General features: G+C 44.5%; 12 protein-coding genes. 5 read left to right on the forward strand and 7 right to left on the reverse strand.

Translation table 11 applies throughout. The features are described 5' to 3' along the window. The first annotated feature begins 27 nt into the window (after nucleotides 1-27). Together uvrA and QY309_16100 are read left to right on the forward strand one after the other, a co-directional pair. The gene (uvrA, locus tag QY309_16095) at nucleotides 28-2,850 is read left to right on the forward strand and encodes an excinuclease ABC subunit UvrA (GenBank protein ID WKZ59373.1); all 2,823 of its coding nucleotides are present in this window, start codon (nucleotides 28-30) and stop codon (nucleotides 2,848-2,850) included. Between the two features lie 18 nt (nucleotides 2,851-2,868). Then, nucleotides 2,869-4,050, forward strand: a complete 1,182-nt coding sequence (locus tag QY309_16100) for a histidinol-phosphatase (GenBank protein ID WKZ59374.1) — start codon at nucleotides 2,869-2,871, stop codon at nucleotides 4,048-4,050. Here QY309_16100 and QY309_16105 read toward each other — a convergent pair. Together QY309_16105 and QY309_16110 are read right to left on the reverse strand one after the other, a co-directional pair. Further along, nucleotides 4,045-4,860, reverse strand: a complete 816-nt coding sequence (locus QY309_16105; protein WKZ59375.1) for a purine-nucleoside phosphorylase — start codon at nucleotides 4,858-4,860, stop codon at nucleotides 4,045-4,047. The genes QY309_16100 and QY309_16105 overlap by 6 nt on opposite strands. A gap of 12 nt (nucleotides 4,861-4,872) precedes the next feature. Beyond that, nucleotides 4,873-5,688, reverse strand: a complete 816-nt coding sequence (locus QY309_16110) for a purine-nucleoside phosphorylase (protein WKZ59376.1) — start codon at nucleotides 5,686-5,688, stop codon at nucleotides 4,873-4,875. 166 nt (nucleotides 5,689-5,854) lie between these two features. Here QY309_16110 and QY309_16115 point away from each other — a divergent pair, with 166 nt between their 5' ends. Beyond that, nucleotides 5,855-7,708 (forward strand): gamma-glutamyltransferase, encoded by a 1,854-nt coding sequence (locus tag QY309_16115; GenBank protein WKZ59377.1) that lies wholly within the window; start codon nucleotides 5,855-5,857, stop codon nucleotides 7,706-7,708. An 84-nt stretch (nucleotides 7,709-7,792) separates the two neighbouring features. After that, nucleotides 7,793-8,887: an alanine racemase gene (locus QY309_16120; protein ID WKZ59378.1), complete on the forward strand. Its 1,095-nt coding sequence runs from the start codon at nucleotides 7,793-7,795 to the stop codon at nucleotides 8,885-8,887. A gap of 4 nt (nucleotides 8,888-8,891) precedes the next feature. On the opposite strand, the gene QY309_16125 is transcribed toward QY309_16120, so the two are convergent. From QY309_16125 to QY309_16140, 4 genes are all read right to left on the reverse strand, one after another. After that, nucleotides 8,892-9,653 (reverse strand): creatininase family protein, encoded by a 762-nt coding sequence (locus QY309_16125; protein WKZ59379.1) that lies wholly within the window; start codon nucleotides 9,651-9,653, stop codon nucleotides 8,892-8,894. A gap of 11 nt (nucleotides 9,654-9,664) precedes the next feature. Then, nucleotides 9,665-10,630, reverse strand: a complete 966-nt coding sequence (locus tag QY309_16130) for a transglycosylase SLT domain-containing protein (protein ID WKZ59380.1) — start codon at nucleotides 10,628-10,630, stop codon at nucleotides 9,665-9,667. A gap of 43 nt (nucleotides 10,631-10,673) precedes the next feature. Continuing rightward, entirely contained in the window at nucleotides 10,674-11,435 is a 762-nt protein-coding gene (locus QY309_16135; protein WKZ59381.1) for a TIGR00730 family Rossman fold protein, read from the reverse strand. A gap of 80 nt (nucleotides 11,436-11,515) precedes the next feature. After that, nucleotides 11,516-12,433, reverse strand: coding sequence for a TIGR01777 family oxidoreductase (locus QY309_16140; protein ID WKZ59382.1), 918 nt, complete (start codon nucleotides 12,431-12,433; stop codon nucleotides 11,516-11,518). 40 nt (nucleotides 12,434-12,473) lie between these two features. On the opposite strand from QY309_16140, the gene QY309_16145 reads away from it, so the two are divergent. Then, nucleotides 12,474-13,172, forward strand: coding sequence for a hypothetical protein (locus QY309_16145; protein ID WKZ59383.1), 699 nt, complete (start codon nucleotides 12,474-12,476; stop codon nucleotides 13,170-13,172). Between the two features lie 33 nt (nucleotides 13,173-13,205). Here QY309_16145 and QY309_16150 read toward each other — a convergent pair whose 3' ends face one another. After that, nucleotides 13,206-16,097, reverse strand: coding sequence for a TonB-dependent receptor (locus QY309_16150; protein ID WKZ59384.1), 2,892 nt, complete (start codon nucleotides 16,095-16,097; stop codon nucleotides 13,206-13,208). Between the last annotated feature and the right edge of the window lie 43 nt (nucleotides 16,098-16,140).

Below are 16,140 nucleotides of genomic sequence, written 5' to 3' on the forward strand. Positions count from 1 at the left end.
CTTCTCTTTAATTGCTAATTTTCCACAGTGAACGTGACCAGGCCAGTAAGCGAATCCGAACTCGACAACCTCGATCCGAAAGAATACATCATCATCAAGCGGGCACGGGTTAACAACCTGAAAAACCTGAGTGTGGCCATCCCCCGAAATAAGCTGGTGGTCATTACCGGGCTTTCGGGCTCCGGTAAATCTTCCCTCGCATTCGATACGCTTTTCGCTGAGGGCCAGCGTATGTATGTAGAGAGTCTCAGTTCGTATGCACGCCAGTTTTTGGGACGCATGGAAAAACCGGAGGTGGACTACATCCGGGGTGTATCTCCGGCCATTGCCATCGAACAAAAAGTAAATACCCGCAACCCGCGCTCCACAGTTGGTACTACCACTGAAGTTTACGACTACCTGAAACTCCTGTTTGCCCGAATCGGGAAAACCTATTCCCCGATTAGCGGCAAGGAAGTAAAACGCGATTCGGTTACGGATGTGGTAAATGAAATCAACAAGTTACCCGAAGGCACTCGCATTATGGTGGCTTGTCCGCTTACGCTGAAGAAAGGGAGAAAGGTTCAGGATGAACTGAATTTGCTGCTAAGCAAAGGTTTTGCACGCGTACTGATTGATGGCGAACCAAAGTTTATTGAAGAGCTGCTTGCTGAGAAGAAAAAAACAGCTGCAAAAGATTTACGAATTGAAATCCTGATTGACCGAGCGGCCGTGAATCCAACTGATGAAGACACCGTTTTCCGGTTATCTGATTCGGTTCAAACGGCCTTTTACGAAGGACACGATGAATGCATCATCTACGCTGAAGGTCGAAAGCCCTTACACTTTTCCGATCGGTTTGAGTTGGATGGCATGAAATTCACCGAGCCATCGGTGAACTTCTTCAGCTTCAACAACCCGTATGGCGCTTGCCGCACCTGCGAAGGCTTCGGAAAAGTATTGGGCATTGATGAAGACCTGGTCATTCCTGATAAATCCTTATCCGTATATGAAGGTGCGGTTGCTCCGTGGCGCAGCGAAGTGATGGGCGAATGGCAGAAACCCTTGTTGAAACATGGCATCAAGTTCGATTTCCCGATTCACCGCCCATACCATGAATTATCGCAACAGGAAAAAGATACACTCTGGAATGGCAACGAATATTTTGATGGCATTCATGCCTTCTTCAAACACCTGGAATCAAAAACGCATAAAATACAATACCGTGTGTTGCTTTCGCGATACCGTGGAAGAACCAACTGCCCCGATTGCAAAGGCACCCGCTTGCGTAAAGATGCACACTATGTGAAAATTGCCAACACCTCCATCATTGATTTGGCTCTCATGCCCATCGAAGATGTGCTGGAGTTTTTTAACAAATTAAAATTACCCGAATTCGATAAGCAGGTATCGAACAGAATACTAACCGAGATTCGAACACGACTGGAGTACCTGGTGAAAGTTGGATTAGGTTACCTGACCTTGAACCGACTTACGTCCACCCTTTCGGGTGGTGAATACCAACGCATTAAACTGGCTACCTCATTGGGCAGTGCATTGGTGGGTTCCATGTATATTATGGATGAGCCAAGCATTGGGCTTCACCCGAAAGATACTGCCCGTATGGTTGAGGTATTGAAATCCTTGCGTGATCTAGGCAATACCGTTATTGTAGTTGAGCACGAAGAAGAAATCATGCGTGCAGCCGATCAGATTATTGACATTGGTCCGGATGCAGGCGCTCATGGTGGACAGCTTGTGTATCAAGGTACATTAAAAGAGCTGAACGGTAAATTCATTTCGCATACGACCAATTACCTTACCGGGAAAGATAAAATTGAAGTTCCGCAGAAACGCAGAAAGTGGAAAGATGCCATTACCATTCTGGGTGCGCGTGAGAACAACCTGAAAAATTTAACCGTGCAATTTCCGCTGGGTGTGTTAACCGTGGTTACCGGCATCAGCGGATCAGGGAAATCAACGTTGGTTAAAAAGATCTTGTACCCTTCTATCGGGCGCATGCATGGCTCCGTGGCAGAATCGCCCGGCAAGTTTGATAGACTTGAAGGCGATGTTTCACAAATCACTCAGGTGGAATTTGTAGATCAAAATCCGATTGGAAAATCTTCGCGGTCAAACCCGATTTCGTATGTGAAAGCATACGATGCCATTCGTCAATTGTATGCCGATCAGCCCTTATCCAAACAACGCGGCTATAAGCCCTCACACTTTTCATTTAACGTTGAAGGTGGCCGTTGCGAAACCTGTGAAGGAGAAGGTGAGATAAAAGTGGAGATGCAGTTTATGGCTGACATCTTTTTGAAATGCGAAAGCTGTCATGGCAAACGTTTTAAACAAGAAGTATTGGAAGTTGAATACAACGAAAAAAATATTGCTGATGTTCTCGACATGACCGTAGAAGAAGGGCTTGAATTTTTTAAGGATAAAAAATCCATCTTTGAGAAAATTCAGCCGCTTTTTGATGTAGGTATGGGTTATGTGAAACTCGGCCAATCCTCCAACACCCTTAGCGGTGGCGAAGCACAACGGGTAAAGCTGGCCTCCTTCCTCGGCAAAAATTCATCCGATGGACACATCCTCTTCATTTTCGATGAACCCACCACCGGCCTGCACTTTCACGATATTTCCAAACTGCTAAAAGCCATCAATGCCCTGGTCGATCAAGGCAACAGCGTTGTGGTAATTGAACACAACCTGGAAGTAATCAAATGTGCCGATTGGATAATTGACCTGGGCCCGGAAGGCGGAGAGAAAAAAGGAGGGAAGCTTCTATTTTCCGGAACGCCTGAAGACATGGTGAAGAAAGCAAAGGGTAGTTATACGGCTGAGTTTTTGAAGACAAAGCTTTAATTCAAAAAAGCAAAAAGAATGCGATTACTATTCACAATCATCTTTTGCATCTTTCAAGGTTTTGCATTCGCTCAGGATCTCAAGTGGTTCAAAGGAAACACGCACACTCACTCGTATTGGAGCGATGGCGATGACTTTCCGGAAATGATTATGGACTGGTATAAATCCAGAGGCTATAATTTTGTTTGTTTATCAGATCATAATGTGTTGGCACAGGGTGAAAAATGGAAGCGCTTACCGTCAATGCCATCTCACCAACGAAGGTTTGAAGAATATCTTGAAAAATTTGGTAAGGATTGGGTAGAGTACAGAACGGATACAGCCGGACGAACTGAAGTAAAGCTAAAAACCCTGGAAGCATATCGCCCCTTGTATGAAGAACCCGGCCAATTTCTGATAATCCCGGCAGAAGAAATTACGGATCAATTCGAAAAAAAGCCAATTCACATCAATGTCATAAATGTTCAGGAACTCATTGTGCCGCAGGGTGGAACCAGTGTGGTGGATGTGATGCAAAACAACCTGAATCAGGTTTATGAACAGCGGGAGCGAACTGGCCAACCAATGTTTCCACACATTAACCATCCCAACTTCGGCTGGGCCATAACCGTGGAAGATATGAAGCAAATTAACGGTGAACGCTTCTTCGAGGTGTACAACGGCCATCCGTTGGTGCACAATTATGGAGATTCGCTGCGAATGGGTACGGAACAAATGTGGGACGAGCTACTGATCGATTACCTTAAACATGGCAAAGCATTAATTTACGGGCTGGCAACTGATGATGCGCACCATTACCTGAACTTCAATACCAAGCAAAGTAATCCGGGAAGGGGATTTATTATGGTTAGGGCAAAGGCACTAACGCCCAAAGCGCTGATTGACGCAATGGAGCGCGGTGAATTCTATTCCAGCACAGGTGTGTTATTGAATGATGTGTCGTTCAAAAAAAATCGACTACGAATCGAGATCAAAACAGAACAAACCATCCAGTATACCATACAATTTTTCGGAGCTCAGAAAGACGAAGGTGCTGCACATCTGATTAAAGAGGTTAAGAAAAGTCGGGCTTCATTCAAAGTAAGTCAAGATATGCTCTATGTGCGTGCACGGATTGTATCATCCAAACCAAAGGAAAACCCATATCAGGAAGGAGATTTCGAAACGGCCTGGGTTCAACCCGTTGTGCCGCAGTTATAGCGCTTTAATCAACTCCACATAAAGCTCGGTAAGCTTGGGCTCAGCTTTGCCTGCCACTTTTACAATTTCCTTCAGGTTAACAGGCTTTAAATTATCCGGATCACAATCATCGGTTAATACCGAAACCGCACAACACGGCAGTCCCATGTGGTTGGCTACAATTACCTCAGGAACGGTGCTCATCCCAACGGCATCGCTTCCTATGCGTCTTAGAAATCTGTACTCGGCTCGTGTTTCCAGGTTAGGTCCCATTACAGCCGTGTACACCCCTTCGTTCAATTTGATTTTTTTTGCTTTGGCGATTTGTTTCAGTTTTTTGTTCAGCGATAGCGAGTAGGGTTCGCTCATATCCGGAAAGCGCGGACCAAAAATTTCATAGTTCTCACCACGCAGTGGATTATCCGGAAGTAAATTGATATGATCATCAATCAACATCAACTGTCCTTTCTTCCAATCGGGATTCAAATTTCCAGCTGCGTTGGAAATCAACAAGTGCTGCACACCCAGTAGCTTCATCACGCGTACGGGAAGCGTTACCTGTTGCAGGCTATAACCTTCATAGTAATGAAACCTGCCTTGCATGGCCAGCACTTTCTTTCCCTTTACCTCTCCGTAAATCAACTGGCCTTTGTGATACTCCACAGTCGAAATCGGGAAGTGTGGAATAGAATTGTAATTTATAATAAGGGGTTTCTTGATTTCTTTTACAAACAAGTTTCCAAGTCCGGTGCCCAGAATGACACCCACCTCAGGCGCTTCAACACCACGTTTACGCAAAAAATCAGTCGCTTCTTTTATTTCCTTGATCATTTTTCTTTCAGGTTACAATTGCTCAATCAATCCTGTAAAAAGTTTCACCAGATTTTTTTCTGATGTGGCAGCGGTATTAACAATTTGTTGCAATTCCACCCGATGCAAGTTATCCGGATCACAGTCGTTAGTTAAAACAGAAATGGCACAGCACGTTATATCCATGTGCCGCGCTACCAGAATTTCAGGTACCGTACTCATACCCACCACGTCCGCCCCAATGGTTCTCAGGTAACGATACTCGGCACGGGTTTCCAAACTTGGTCCCTGCACCGCTGCATAAACACCGGTGTGGAGTTTTATCTTTTCCTTCTTTGCTATCCGTAACAATTTCTTGTTGAGCGCTTTTGCATAGGGTTCGCTCATATCCGGGAAGCGTTCACCAAAAAATTCAAAGTTTTCTCCACGCAATGGATTGTTCGGCTGGAGGTTGATGTGATCTTCCAGCAACATCAGTTCACCTTTACGCCAATTCAGGTTTACATTGCCAGCCGCATTTGACACCAACAGGTACTGAACACCCAACATATGCATCACGCGAATCGGCAAGGCAATTTGGTGCATGCTATAGCCTTCGTAGTAATGCAGGCGACCGCGCATGGCCATCACAGATTTTCCATGCACTTTTCCAAAAATCAACTGGCCCTTGTGCGTGGCCACCGTTGTGATGGGGAAATGGGGAATAGCATTGTAGTTGATCACTACTTGCTCTTCAATCTCTTCCACCATCCGATCGCCTAAGCCGGTACCCAGAATTATTCCAACCTCTGGTTTTGTAGTGATCCGCTTCTGAATAAATTCTGTTGCTTCCTTAATCTGGTTAAGCATATCCTATTTTGCTAAAAGTCAAATGTAACAATTCAAATTCAACTGCATCCGGACGAACAAATCAATTTACTGCTCATCAAAAGTTACTGTTTTACAAAGCAAATAGCGCTACCTTTAACCATGCTTCGATTTTATTGTTACTAACGAAAGCGTAAACCTAATTCCTATGAAGAATTATATCCTCATTCTATCTGCCTGGCTATTCAGCTTCGCGGCCTTGGCACAATCGTTCAACACCTTTCCGGTTACCACGCAAAAACCACCGCTGCATGGCCGGCATTGGATGGCCGTAACGGGCAAGCCCTTATCGGCTACAGCCGGAGCCATGATTTTCAGCAAAGGGGGTAATGCCGTTGATGCCGCCTGCGCCATTCTTGCTGCAAACTGCACCATGTGGGACGTATTGAGTTGGGGTGGTGAAACACAGGAACTCATCTACAATCCGAAAACAAAAAAAGTAATTGCCATTAACGCACTGGGTGTAGCCCCTACCGGAGCAACTGCGCAGTTCTTTAAGGACAAAGACATGAAATACCCGCCACAGTATGGCCCATTAGCAGCGGTTACACCCGGCACACCGGGCGGCTTGCTCACCATGTTGGCCGAATACGGTACCATGAGTTTAAAAGATGTACTTGCTCCCGCTATGCAAATGGCCGAAGGTTACCCGATTGAAGCACAAACTGCCAACTCGATTGAACGTGAAAAAAAGAGAATCAAAGAATGGCCGTATTCCAAAAAAGTATTTCTCACGCATTTGGGTGAAGAGCGTGAAGCACCTTATGGCGGAGAAATTTTTGTGCAGAAGGATTTGCTGGAAACCCTGAAGAAAATGGTAGAAGCCGAGCAGCAGGCATTAAAGAAGGGCAAGTCGCGCAAAGATGCGATCTATGCGGCTTACGATCGGTTTTACAAAGGCGACATCGCGAAAGAATTTGCCAGAGGTTGTCAGGAACAGGGTGGATTGATTACCGAGCAAGACCTCGCCAACTGGAAAGTAAAGATCGAAGAGCCTTTGATGACTTCTTATAAAGGTATTGAGGTGTATAAGCTTCAGCAATGGACACAAGGGCCGGTGATGCTGCAAACGTTGAACATCCTGGAAAACTTCGACCTGAAATCGATGGGATACAATACATCACGGTACATTCATACGCTGTATCAATCCATGAACCTGGCTTTTGCCGATCGGGATTTCTATTATGGCGATCCTGCTTTTGCCCCCGAAGAACCGATGAAAGGCTTGCTCTCAAAAGAGTATGCAAAAGAACGCGCAAAGCTGATTAATCCTGAACGTAACGATCCGAAAATCGGACCGGGTGATCCGTATCCGTTTGAAGGAAAAGTAAATCCTTATAATGATCTGCTGAAAAACTGGGGCAACCAACAAAGCAATTTGTATACACCCTTGAATGAAAAATATTTTGAAGATTTTGCTGCTGGCACCACATCCATTGAAACGGCCGACAAGGAAGGCTGGGTGGTTTCTGTTACGCCTAGTGGCGGTTGGGTGCCCGCTTGCATTGCAGGAAACACGGGCATTGGGATGAGCCAGCGCATGCAAAGCTTTGTGTTAGATGAAAAAGAAAATCCGTTTAACGTAGTGGAGCCCGGCAAACGTCCACGCGTTACCCTAACGCCCAGCATGGCACTGAAAGATGGCAAGCCGTATATCTCTTTTGCCAAACAAGCCGGTGATGAGCAGGATCAATTGTTGATTCAATTCTTTTTGAACATGGTGGAGTTTAACATGACCGTTCAGGAGGCGTGTGAAGCGCCAAGCTTTTTAACCAACCAAATGTATTCCAGCTTTGGCAACCATGAAAAACAACCCGGCTCCTTGATACTGAACAATCAAATGCCACCGTGGTCGCGAAAAGAACTTGGACAGATGGGCTATCGGATCTCGTATCGCGAACGCACCAGCGGACCAGTAAACGCGATTTTCTTTGATTGGAAGAATGGAAGCTTCTGGGGCGGGTCAAGCAATCATGGAGAGGATTATGGGATTGGGTGGTGAGAAATAAGCAATGTGCAGTAAGGCAGTAGGCAATCATATGTAAATGCTAACTTGTAGACTAAACAGAATAAACAATCGTACTGCATGTTTCCGCTGATTGAGCCTACACTTCTTCTTGATAAACAAAAATGCTTGTCTAACATCTCCATCATGGCAGAAAAGACCCGAAAGAACAACGTCATCTTTCGGCCGCATTTCAAAACTCACCAGTCGCATGAAGTTGGCAGGTGGTTTCGTGCGTTTGGTGTGGATAAAATCACGGTGTCGTCTGTGAAGATGGCTGAATACTTCGCGCAGGATGGGTGGAAAGACATTACCGTTGCCTTTCCGGTAAACATTCATGAGAAAGATCGGCTTAACCAGTTAGCTGAAAAGATCACACTTAACCTATTGGTTGTTTCTCCGGAAACAGTTGACCTGCTTGGAAAGGAAATTCACCATCCAATCAATTTATTCATTGAAATAGATACAGGCTATCACCGCACCGGTGTTGATCCGGGAAATGCTGATTTGCTTGATGCCATTCTAAACCGAATTGATTCCTATCCAAACCTAACGTTTACAGGATTTCTGACACACGATGGACACAGCTATAAAGTCCGCAACGACAAAAAAGCTATTCTCAACATTCATCAAAACAGTAGCTCAACAGCAAGAACGCTCAAACAAAAGTATTCAAAGCGCTATCCCGATTTAATTTTTTCCATTGGCGACACGCCAACCTGCAGTGTTGCCGATTCCTTTCATGATATTGATGAGATGCGGCCTGGTAATTTTGTGTTTTATGATTTTACACAAGTTGCTATTGGTTCGTGCGCGCTGGAACAAATCGCGGTGGCGATGGCTTGCCCGGTTGTGGCAACCTATCCGGAGCGAAATGAAATTGTTGTGCACGGTGGAGCCGTACATTTTTCAAAAGATTTTCTTTCCAGTCCACATGGAAACTCATTTGGTAAAGTTGTTCGCCTGACGGAAACCGGATGGAGCACCGAAGAAACCGGTATGTATATCAAATCCCTTTCGCAAGAACACGGAATCATTCATGCGGAAAAAAATCAAGCTAAAAATATTCAGATTGGCGATTGGCTGGGCGTGCTGCCCATACACTCCTGCCTTACGGCTGATGTGATGAAGGCTTACAAAACCCTGGAAGGCGAAACGGTTACTATGATGCAGTAATTGTTTACGTGTAGAAATCTTCCGGTTTTGTTTTCGCGACTTCCATAAAAAACTGCGCAACTTTTTCCGTTACCGCCTTAAAATACCGCTCTCCTTTTTCTCTTGTTGCTTTGCGTGGATCGCCCACACCTGTTGATGCTGTAACCTGCGTCCATTTGCGTTCAGCCCAGGCCCAACCTTCACGAATGGCCGTGAACCTGAATTTTTTGGCAGTACCATCACCCGCTTCCGATAAGGGCAGCACCAGATCGGGGCGTAAATACAACATCAGACTGGTTTCCATTTCACCGGCATGATCATCCTTATTTTCAAAAAATTGCGCTTGATCAAGCGCCTGAAACCAATTGCAGGTAGTAATAAACATAGCTGGAAATCTCAAGCCCAATTCACGGATCATGGGTTTAAAATCATTTCCTCCATGACTGTTCAGGATGATAAGCTTATGAATGCCTTGTCGGTTTAGTACTTCAACCAAATCGTTGAGCACCAGCAGTTGGGTTGACGGATTCATGTTCATGTCCAGTTTAACATCAAACTGACCCGTGTTTACTCCGAATGGTACTGTGGGCAACACAATTATTTTTGCGCCTTGCTCCCATGCCAGTCGTGCCGACTCAGCAGCTATGTGCTCCGACTCAATAATATCCGTAGCGTAAGGTAAATGATAGTTATGAGCCTCACACGCTCCCCACGGAAGAATGGCTACCTTAACTGAGGCATCCTTAATGTGTTTCCAATTTGTTTCTGCCAGGATGTAAGGACGCATTTTGTAAACATTTAGTTAGATACCGGAAGCGCAACCTGGTAAACCTTACCCCGCTTTACCGTAAGCCGGTCATCCCGCAACCACGGATTGTAGCGTTTCAGTAATTTATAGTTAACTCCTTGTTGTTTGGAAAAATCGATAAGGTTTGGGATGGTCTCTTTCACTTCCACATACCGAAGCTTTTCTGGTTGATACAAATGTTTTGGATTGATGTTGAATCCATACTTCACCGGGTTTTCAACTATTTCCTTAATGGCTATTATCCGGAACACGTAACGCGAAGTTTCTTCAACCAAATGCAAATCATAGAAACTATCTACCTGTTGCTTTTCAAGTGCACGAGCAACACCCGCTATGCCGCGGTTATAGGAGGCAGCCACCAACGTCCAGTTTCCAAATTTTTTGTAAGCATTGTTCAAATATTCGCAGGCGGCTTCAGTTGCTTTCAGCGGATCGTAACGTTCATCAACTTCCTTGTCAATTTCAAGGCCCAACTCTCTTCCGGAAGTTTTCAATATCTGCCAGAAGCCAACGGCCTCTTTGGGAGAAATATCATTCAGCAATCCGGATTCAATCAAAGGCAAGTATTTGAAATCGTCCGGGATATTGTGTTTGCGCAGGATTTCTTCCATCTGCGGGAGCCAGCGGTTGGCGCGCTTGATCAGAAATATGGTGCTGCTGTGCAAGTAGATGTTGATCTGCAACTCACGATCCAAACGTTCAAGCACATCGGGAATTTCGATGGGAACATGTTCGCCTGCAAAATTTAAGTTAGGTGGAAGGTCGTAAGAAATGGCATAGTATTGCGGAATAGATCCATTAAATTCACTGGGTGAAAGTGTTCCATCCTGAATACTTGCATCTTGCTGGCTCTGCTGCACAAGCTCATTCAACTGGTTGCGGTAATAGCGCACAAAGCCAAGCACAATGATGAGCGCTACTATTGAAATGAGTAAAGGCAGGTTTCGTGTAAGCATGAGCTAGTAATTTTCTATCTGTTAACCACAGAGCACACTGTGTTTAAAAGTTCGGAGCCAGCAAATACTTCGAATAGAAATCATCGATTGCCTTCACAGCCTCCTCAGGCGTATCCACTAAACTAAACAAGTCAAGATCTTCCGGACTGATCATGCCTTCTTCAATCAACACATCCTTTACCCATTTCATCCAGCCCTGCCAGAATTTTTTTCCCACCATCACAATCGGGAACCGCCCGATTTTTTTGGTCTGGATCAGCGTTAACGCTTCTGTCAATTCATCTAACGTTCCGAATCCACCCGGCATAACAATAAAACCCTGTGAATATTTTACAAACATCACTTTACGAACAAAAAAGTAATCGAACGTAATGAGTTTATCAGGATCGATATAAACATTTCCTTTCTGTTCAAACGGAAGAAAAATATTCAACCCAACGGATTTTCCTCCGGCACGATGCGCGCCTTTGTTACCGGCCTCCATAATACCCGGACCTCCACCCGTAATTACGCCATACCCATGCTGTACAAGTTGATATGCAATTTCTTCAGCGGTTTTGTAGTAGGCATTACCAGGCTTTGTGCGTGCCGAACCAAAAATGGTAACACATGGGCCAATCTTCGCCAGTTTCTCCATGCCCTCCACAAACTCGCTCATCACCTTAAAGATCATCCAACTGTTGGCACCCTTTATCTCGGCCCAGTCTTTATCTTTAAACGCTTTGCGAATGCGGTGTTCTTCTTCAATAGCTTGTTGAATCAATTCGGGATCAGCTTTGCGCTTACTACTCTTTTTGCTTTTCATATAAAAAAATTTCAACGGCATGGTTAATCTGCCGCACACCCGAAATATACGAGTATGATTTGAAAAAGATTTGATTCAGTTTATTCTGGCGTACGCAACAGGTTGGTCAGCGCTACATCCAAATCCGGATAGTGATAGGTAAATCCGGCCTGTGCAATTTTCTCTCCCGAAACTTTGCTTCCTTTCAGCACCAGGTCGGCCATTTCGCCCAACATCAACTTCAACACAAAGTTTGGAACGGGTGGTAGCCATATCGGTTTCTTCAGGGCTCTGGCAATGGCCTTGGTTAGCTCCTTATTGCTAACCCATGATGGCCCTACGCCATTATAAGCACCTTGCAAATGATCATACTTCAAGGCATACACGAACATGCGGCACAGGTCGTCAATGTGTATCCAACTCATATACTGCTTACCTGAACCAAGCGGTGCGCCTACACCCCATCGTACCGGATTTGCCATTTCCTTCAGCGCCCCGCCCTGCTCGCTCAGCACAATACCGATTCTGATTTTTACTGTGCGAATATTCAACTCCTGAATAGGGTCGATCTCCGCTTCCCAATCTTTCACCACCGAGGCCAGAAAATCAGAACCCGGTTTGCTGTCTTCTGCAAACACCGTTTCTCCTCCTTCAAAGCCGTAGTATCCAATGGCTGAGGCTGAAACGAATGTCTTGACGGTATGATTTCCCTTTTTCAGTTGATCAAAAAGTAAACGTGTGGATCGGGTTCGGCTATCGCGAATTTCTTGCTTGCGCTTTTCCGTCCAGGGTTTATCGGCAATACCGGCACCTGCCAGGTGAATAATGGCATCCACACCGGTTAGCGCCTCTGCGTCCATTACACCTCGGTTTACATCCCACGTAAAAGAAGGAATTGTCCCTTCCTTTTTCGATCGGCCTAAATGGATAACCTGATAGCCTTCGGCTACAAGCATTTCGGTAAGCTTCGATCCAATAAGGCCCGAGGCACCTGTAATCAATACTCTTTTTGGAATCAATTTTGTTGCGTTAGTTTTACATCATTAATTCTTATTCAACATGAAAGCACCAAAAAAGTTTGTTCTCATTCTGTTTACGCTACTTTCCTATACTGCTTTTACCCAAACGGTAAAGGTAAGCAAGGAAAGTTCACGGATTAAGGGCGATCAGGTTGAAGGTTTTGCCGTGGAATTGGAAGGCACTCAGGATGAAGTCTCCAACGCATTCAGCAAATACCTGAAGTCGTTTTCGAAGATGAAGTTTGGTGCTAGTCCGATGACGTTAACAGAGACTGTGCTTGGTGGCACATCATACAAAAGCCCCATTTATGCCACCACAAAAGAGCGGGATAAAACTACCCTGGCGTGGATTGGTTTGAAGCCATCGGAATGGGGCAGTGCCGATGAGGCAGAGAAAGTGAACAAAGAACTGGAACGGGTTATGTACGAATTTGGTGTTCGTTTTTACCGCGATAAAATTCAGGTGGATGTAGATGAGTCGCTGAAAGCTTTACAAGCGGTAGAGCGACAGCAACAACGGTTAACAACCGAAAACCGAAACCTGACCATCAGGCTGGAGAATAACGAAAAGGAAAAAGTACAGCTGGAAAAGTCATTGGAAGTAAACAAGCTGGAAAACCTGAGCCTGCTCACCAAAATTGAGCAAAAAAAAAAGAGCCAGGATTCGGTAGCTGTGGCAGCCGAGCAGATCAAGAAGGTAATTGAATTGCACAAGGAGAAACAAAAAAAGGTGAATTGATCAATCCACCTTTTCGCTTAAACTCTTTATCCGTTAGATTCCGTATTTGAAACCGAAGCTAAATGAAGTACCTGGATCAAAGTGGGTATAATATTGATTCTCTGCTCGGAAGCCCGTGAAGAAATTCTCCTTCACATCTCCCAAAATATTGTTTACGCTAAAACTGAATACCGACTTTTTGTTCTTACCAAAAGTCTTATTCATGTTAAGGTTAAGGCTATGAAAAGGGTCATAGTATACATCCGGAAAAAGTCCGCCACCCACAACCGTTAATGTGCGGCCATTTACATTGTAAAACAAACCACCATCAATGCCTGCTTCAGCATTTTCATACGACAATCCGAGATTGATCATGTAGGGAGCCTGACCGGACATTTCACGTGTATCTTCAACGGTTTGGCCATTCTTTTGATAATTTTTCCGTGAATTGAATTCTGTAGCTGTCATATCAATGGATGACTTCACCAACGTAACATTGCCGCTTAGGTAAAAATTATTCAATCGACCGGTAACAAAATCGAGGGATTTTCTAAACTCAATCTCAGCACCCAACACTGTTCCATCTCCTACATTCCGTGGCTGAAACTCATTCGTTGTTTGTGCTTCGGGTATTCGCACCAATTCAATAGGAGCATCAAACTTTTTATAGAATGTACTTACTGAAAACAATTCTCCCTTTTTCAGGAACAACTCCCAACGAAGGTCAATGTTATCAATTCTGGTTTCTCTCAAATTTCCGTCCCAGTCTGCATATCGGAACAACCCACCGTTAAACGTACGGTTCGATACAGGGTCAAGAATTTGAGCATACGACAGTTCTTTAAATGACGGACGGGCAATTGTCTTCGAATAAGAGAACCTCAGATTTTGGTTGTCATTAATGGCGTAGATGAAGTTTGTCGATGGAAAGAAATCAAGGGCATCTAACACTTTTTCATCATTCAGGCTAATGCCATCTTGTGTATTTCCGCTGGCATAAATCGCATCACGTCCGGTATGACGCTGTACAAATTTTTCAGCACGTACACCAAGCACTGCCTTGAGCTTCTCAACAATTTGAAATTGGTGGGATACGTAAAAGGCCGTATTATTTACCGTAGAGTTAAATTCATTCGAGTTAGGATCGGCATTTCCAGTTGATAAGTAAACAGGGCCATTCGGGTATAAGTGCTCATCTTGCCAAACGTTATCCGGATTACCTTCAAACTCAGGTTGACTACCAAAGAACTGAACGTTGAACTGAAGAATTTCATAATCACGTTCCTTTAATACCTGGCTGGCACCAACTTTTAGTGTGGCAGGCTTACCAAAAAGCTTGTATTCCTTTTTAACATCAACCTTTGCCACCAGGTTTATTTCATCCAGGTTTCTCCAGATGCGGGTTGGGTAACCGGCAGCGCCCGGGCTAAATACAGTATCGGATGATGTGATGGTGAATGCAGTCTTACGGATATCTGGCTCAACAATTTTAGAAACTGTTGGAGAAACGCGCCAATCAACACTAAACGAACGATCCTCATTATAATGCTCTCCATTTAATAAAATGTTGGTTACACCGCGCTGGCTGTATTCAAGGTTATCTGAGAATCCGGTGAACCCTGATTTTCCAACTGCGCTGCCGTTGTCATCAATGAAAAGGCGTGCAGCACGCGACTCACCATTTTGCAAATGAAGCGCTGCCAATTTGTATTTTGATCGAGGTGTTTTAAAGGCAAGGCCAGCAAGCGATCCTAAGAGTACGTTTCTTTCTGCCTGCTCACCGGTTTGCACAGTAGCATATATAAGTTCATATTCATTTGAAAAAGCAGGGCGTTGATATTCTCCATACACTACATCATTGTATAGTGTGGTTGAACTTTTATACGTGGTGGAAAATATATATCCCAGACTGTTCCCATTCTTAAAGTTCTTCTGATTGGCAGTTGACAACCCTAAACTGAAATCCATAAAACTGTTTTGGGTTTGTGTGGCCAGATTCCGATTGAATCCTTTTAAAAATGTGTTGATCTGATCTGCCGGGGCGGTTCCAGGCGCTGGGAAAGAATTTGGCGATGTTCTGGCCATTGGCGGTAAACCACGTGTTCCATCATCAAAACCTAGCCAGTCTGTTTTGCCACCTTGATACATGAAGAAATCTTTTTTGAAGTGCATGGATGGGTTATATCCGATGCTGGCAGAAACATTGAATATCTTCTCATCGGGAAAATCTTTTGTCTCAATGTTTACCACACCTCCTGTAAAGTCGGCAGGCATTTCAGCTACAGATGACTTTAACACCATCATATTATCGATGAGGTTGGTAGGAAATATGTCGATCTGAATGCTGTTACGATCAGGATCAAGCCCGGGAATATCAACAGAGTTTAACGTAGTTTTTGTATACCGATCACCAAGACCACGAACAAAAACATATTTGCCGCCTTCTACAGAGACACCGGTTACGCGCTTCACGGCTTCTGATGCATCCGAATCACCAATCTGACGAAACTTTGCGGCAGAAATACCATCCATTAAGTTGGGGGCTTTTTTCTTAACGGTGAGCAAAGCGGATTCAGAACTACGGATAGCTTCAGCAGTTACCACAACTGCATCCAGTGTTTGCACTTCTTCTTTTAAGCGAATGTTATCAAAAAGTGTAACCTGACCTTCTTTAACCACTACACCATCAATCAAAACAGTTTGGTATGATATATAGGAAATCTGCAAGTTGTACGTTCCGGGAGAAGTCGAAATGCTGAATTTTCCATCAAAATCTGTTACCGAACCAATAGATGTATCTTTAATTTGCACCGACACGCCAATAAGCGCCTCGCCTGTTGCATCGCCAAAAACTGTCCCTCTGATTGTTCCTTTTTGCGCTACCGCGACTGTTGAAATTCCCACTAAAAGTGCGAAAATCAAGGAAAAACGCTGATTAATTCTCATGTAAGTGATTGATTTGTAGAGGGTTCTGTTTCGTTCCGCAAAA

Source organism: Cyclobacteriaceae bacterium, from assembly GCA_030584025.1.
Lineage (GTDB): Bacteria > Bacteroidota > Bacteroidia > Cytophagales > Cyclobacteriaceae > UBA2336.

Coding starts and splice junctions, on each gene's coding strand:
- QY309_16100 (WKZ59374.1), top strand. CDS start 2,869: ATGCGATTACTATTCACAATCATCTTTTGCATCTTTCAAGGTTTTGCA.
- QY309_16105 (WKZ59375.1), bottom strand. CDS start 4,860: ATGATCAAGGAAATAAAAGAAGCGACTGATTTTTTGCGTAAACGTGGT.
- QY309_16110 (WKZ59376.1), bottom strand. CDS start 5,688: ATGCTTAACCAGATTAAGGAAGCAACAGAATTTATTCAGAAGCGGATC.
- QY309_16115 (WKZ59377.1), top strand. CDS start 5,855: ATGAAGAATTATATCCTCATTCTATCTGCCTGGCTATTCAGCTTCGCG.
- QY309_16120 (WKZ59378.1), top strand. CDS start 7,793: ATGTTTCCGCTGATTGAGCCTACACTTCTTCTTGATAAACAAAAATGC.
- QY309_16125 (WKZ59379.1), bottom strand. CDS start 9,653: ATGCGTCCTTACATCCTGGCAGAAACAAATTGGAAACACATTAAGGAT.
- QY309_16130 (WKZ59380.1), bottom strand. CDS start 10,630: ATGCTTACACGAAACCTGCCTTTACTCATTTCAATAGTAGCGCTCATC.
- QY309_16135 (WKZ59381.1), bottom strand. CDS start 11,435: ATGAAAAGCAAAAAGAGTAGTAAGCGCAAAGCTGATCCCGAATTGATT.
- QY309_16145 (WKZ59383.1), top strand. CDS start 12,474: ATGAAAGCACCAAAAAAGTTTGTTCTCATTCTGTTTACGCTACTTTCC.
- QY309_16150 (WKZ59384.1), bottom strand. CDS start 16,097: ATGAGAATTAATCAGCGTTTTTCCTTGATTTTCGCACTTTTAGTGGGA.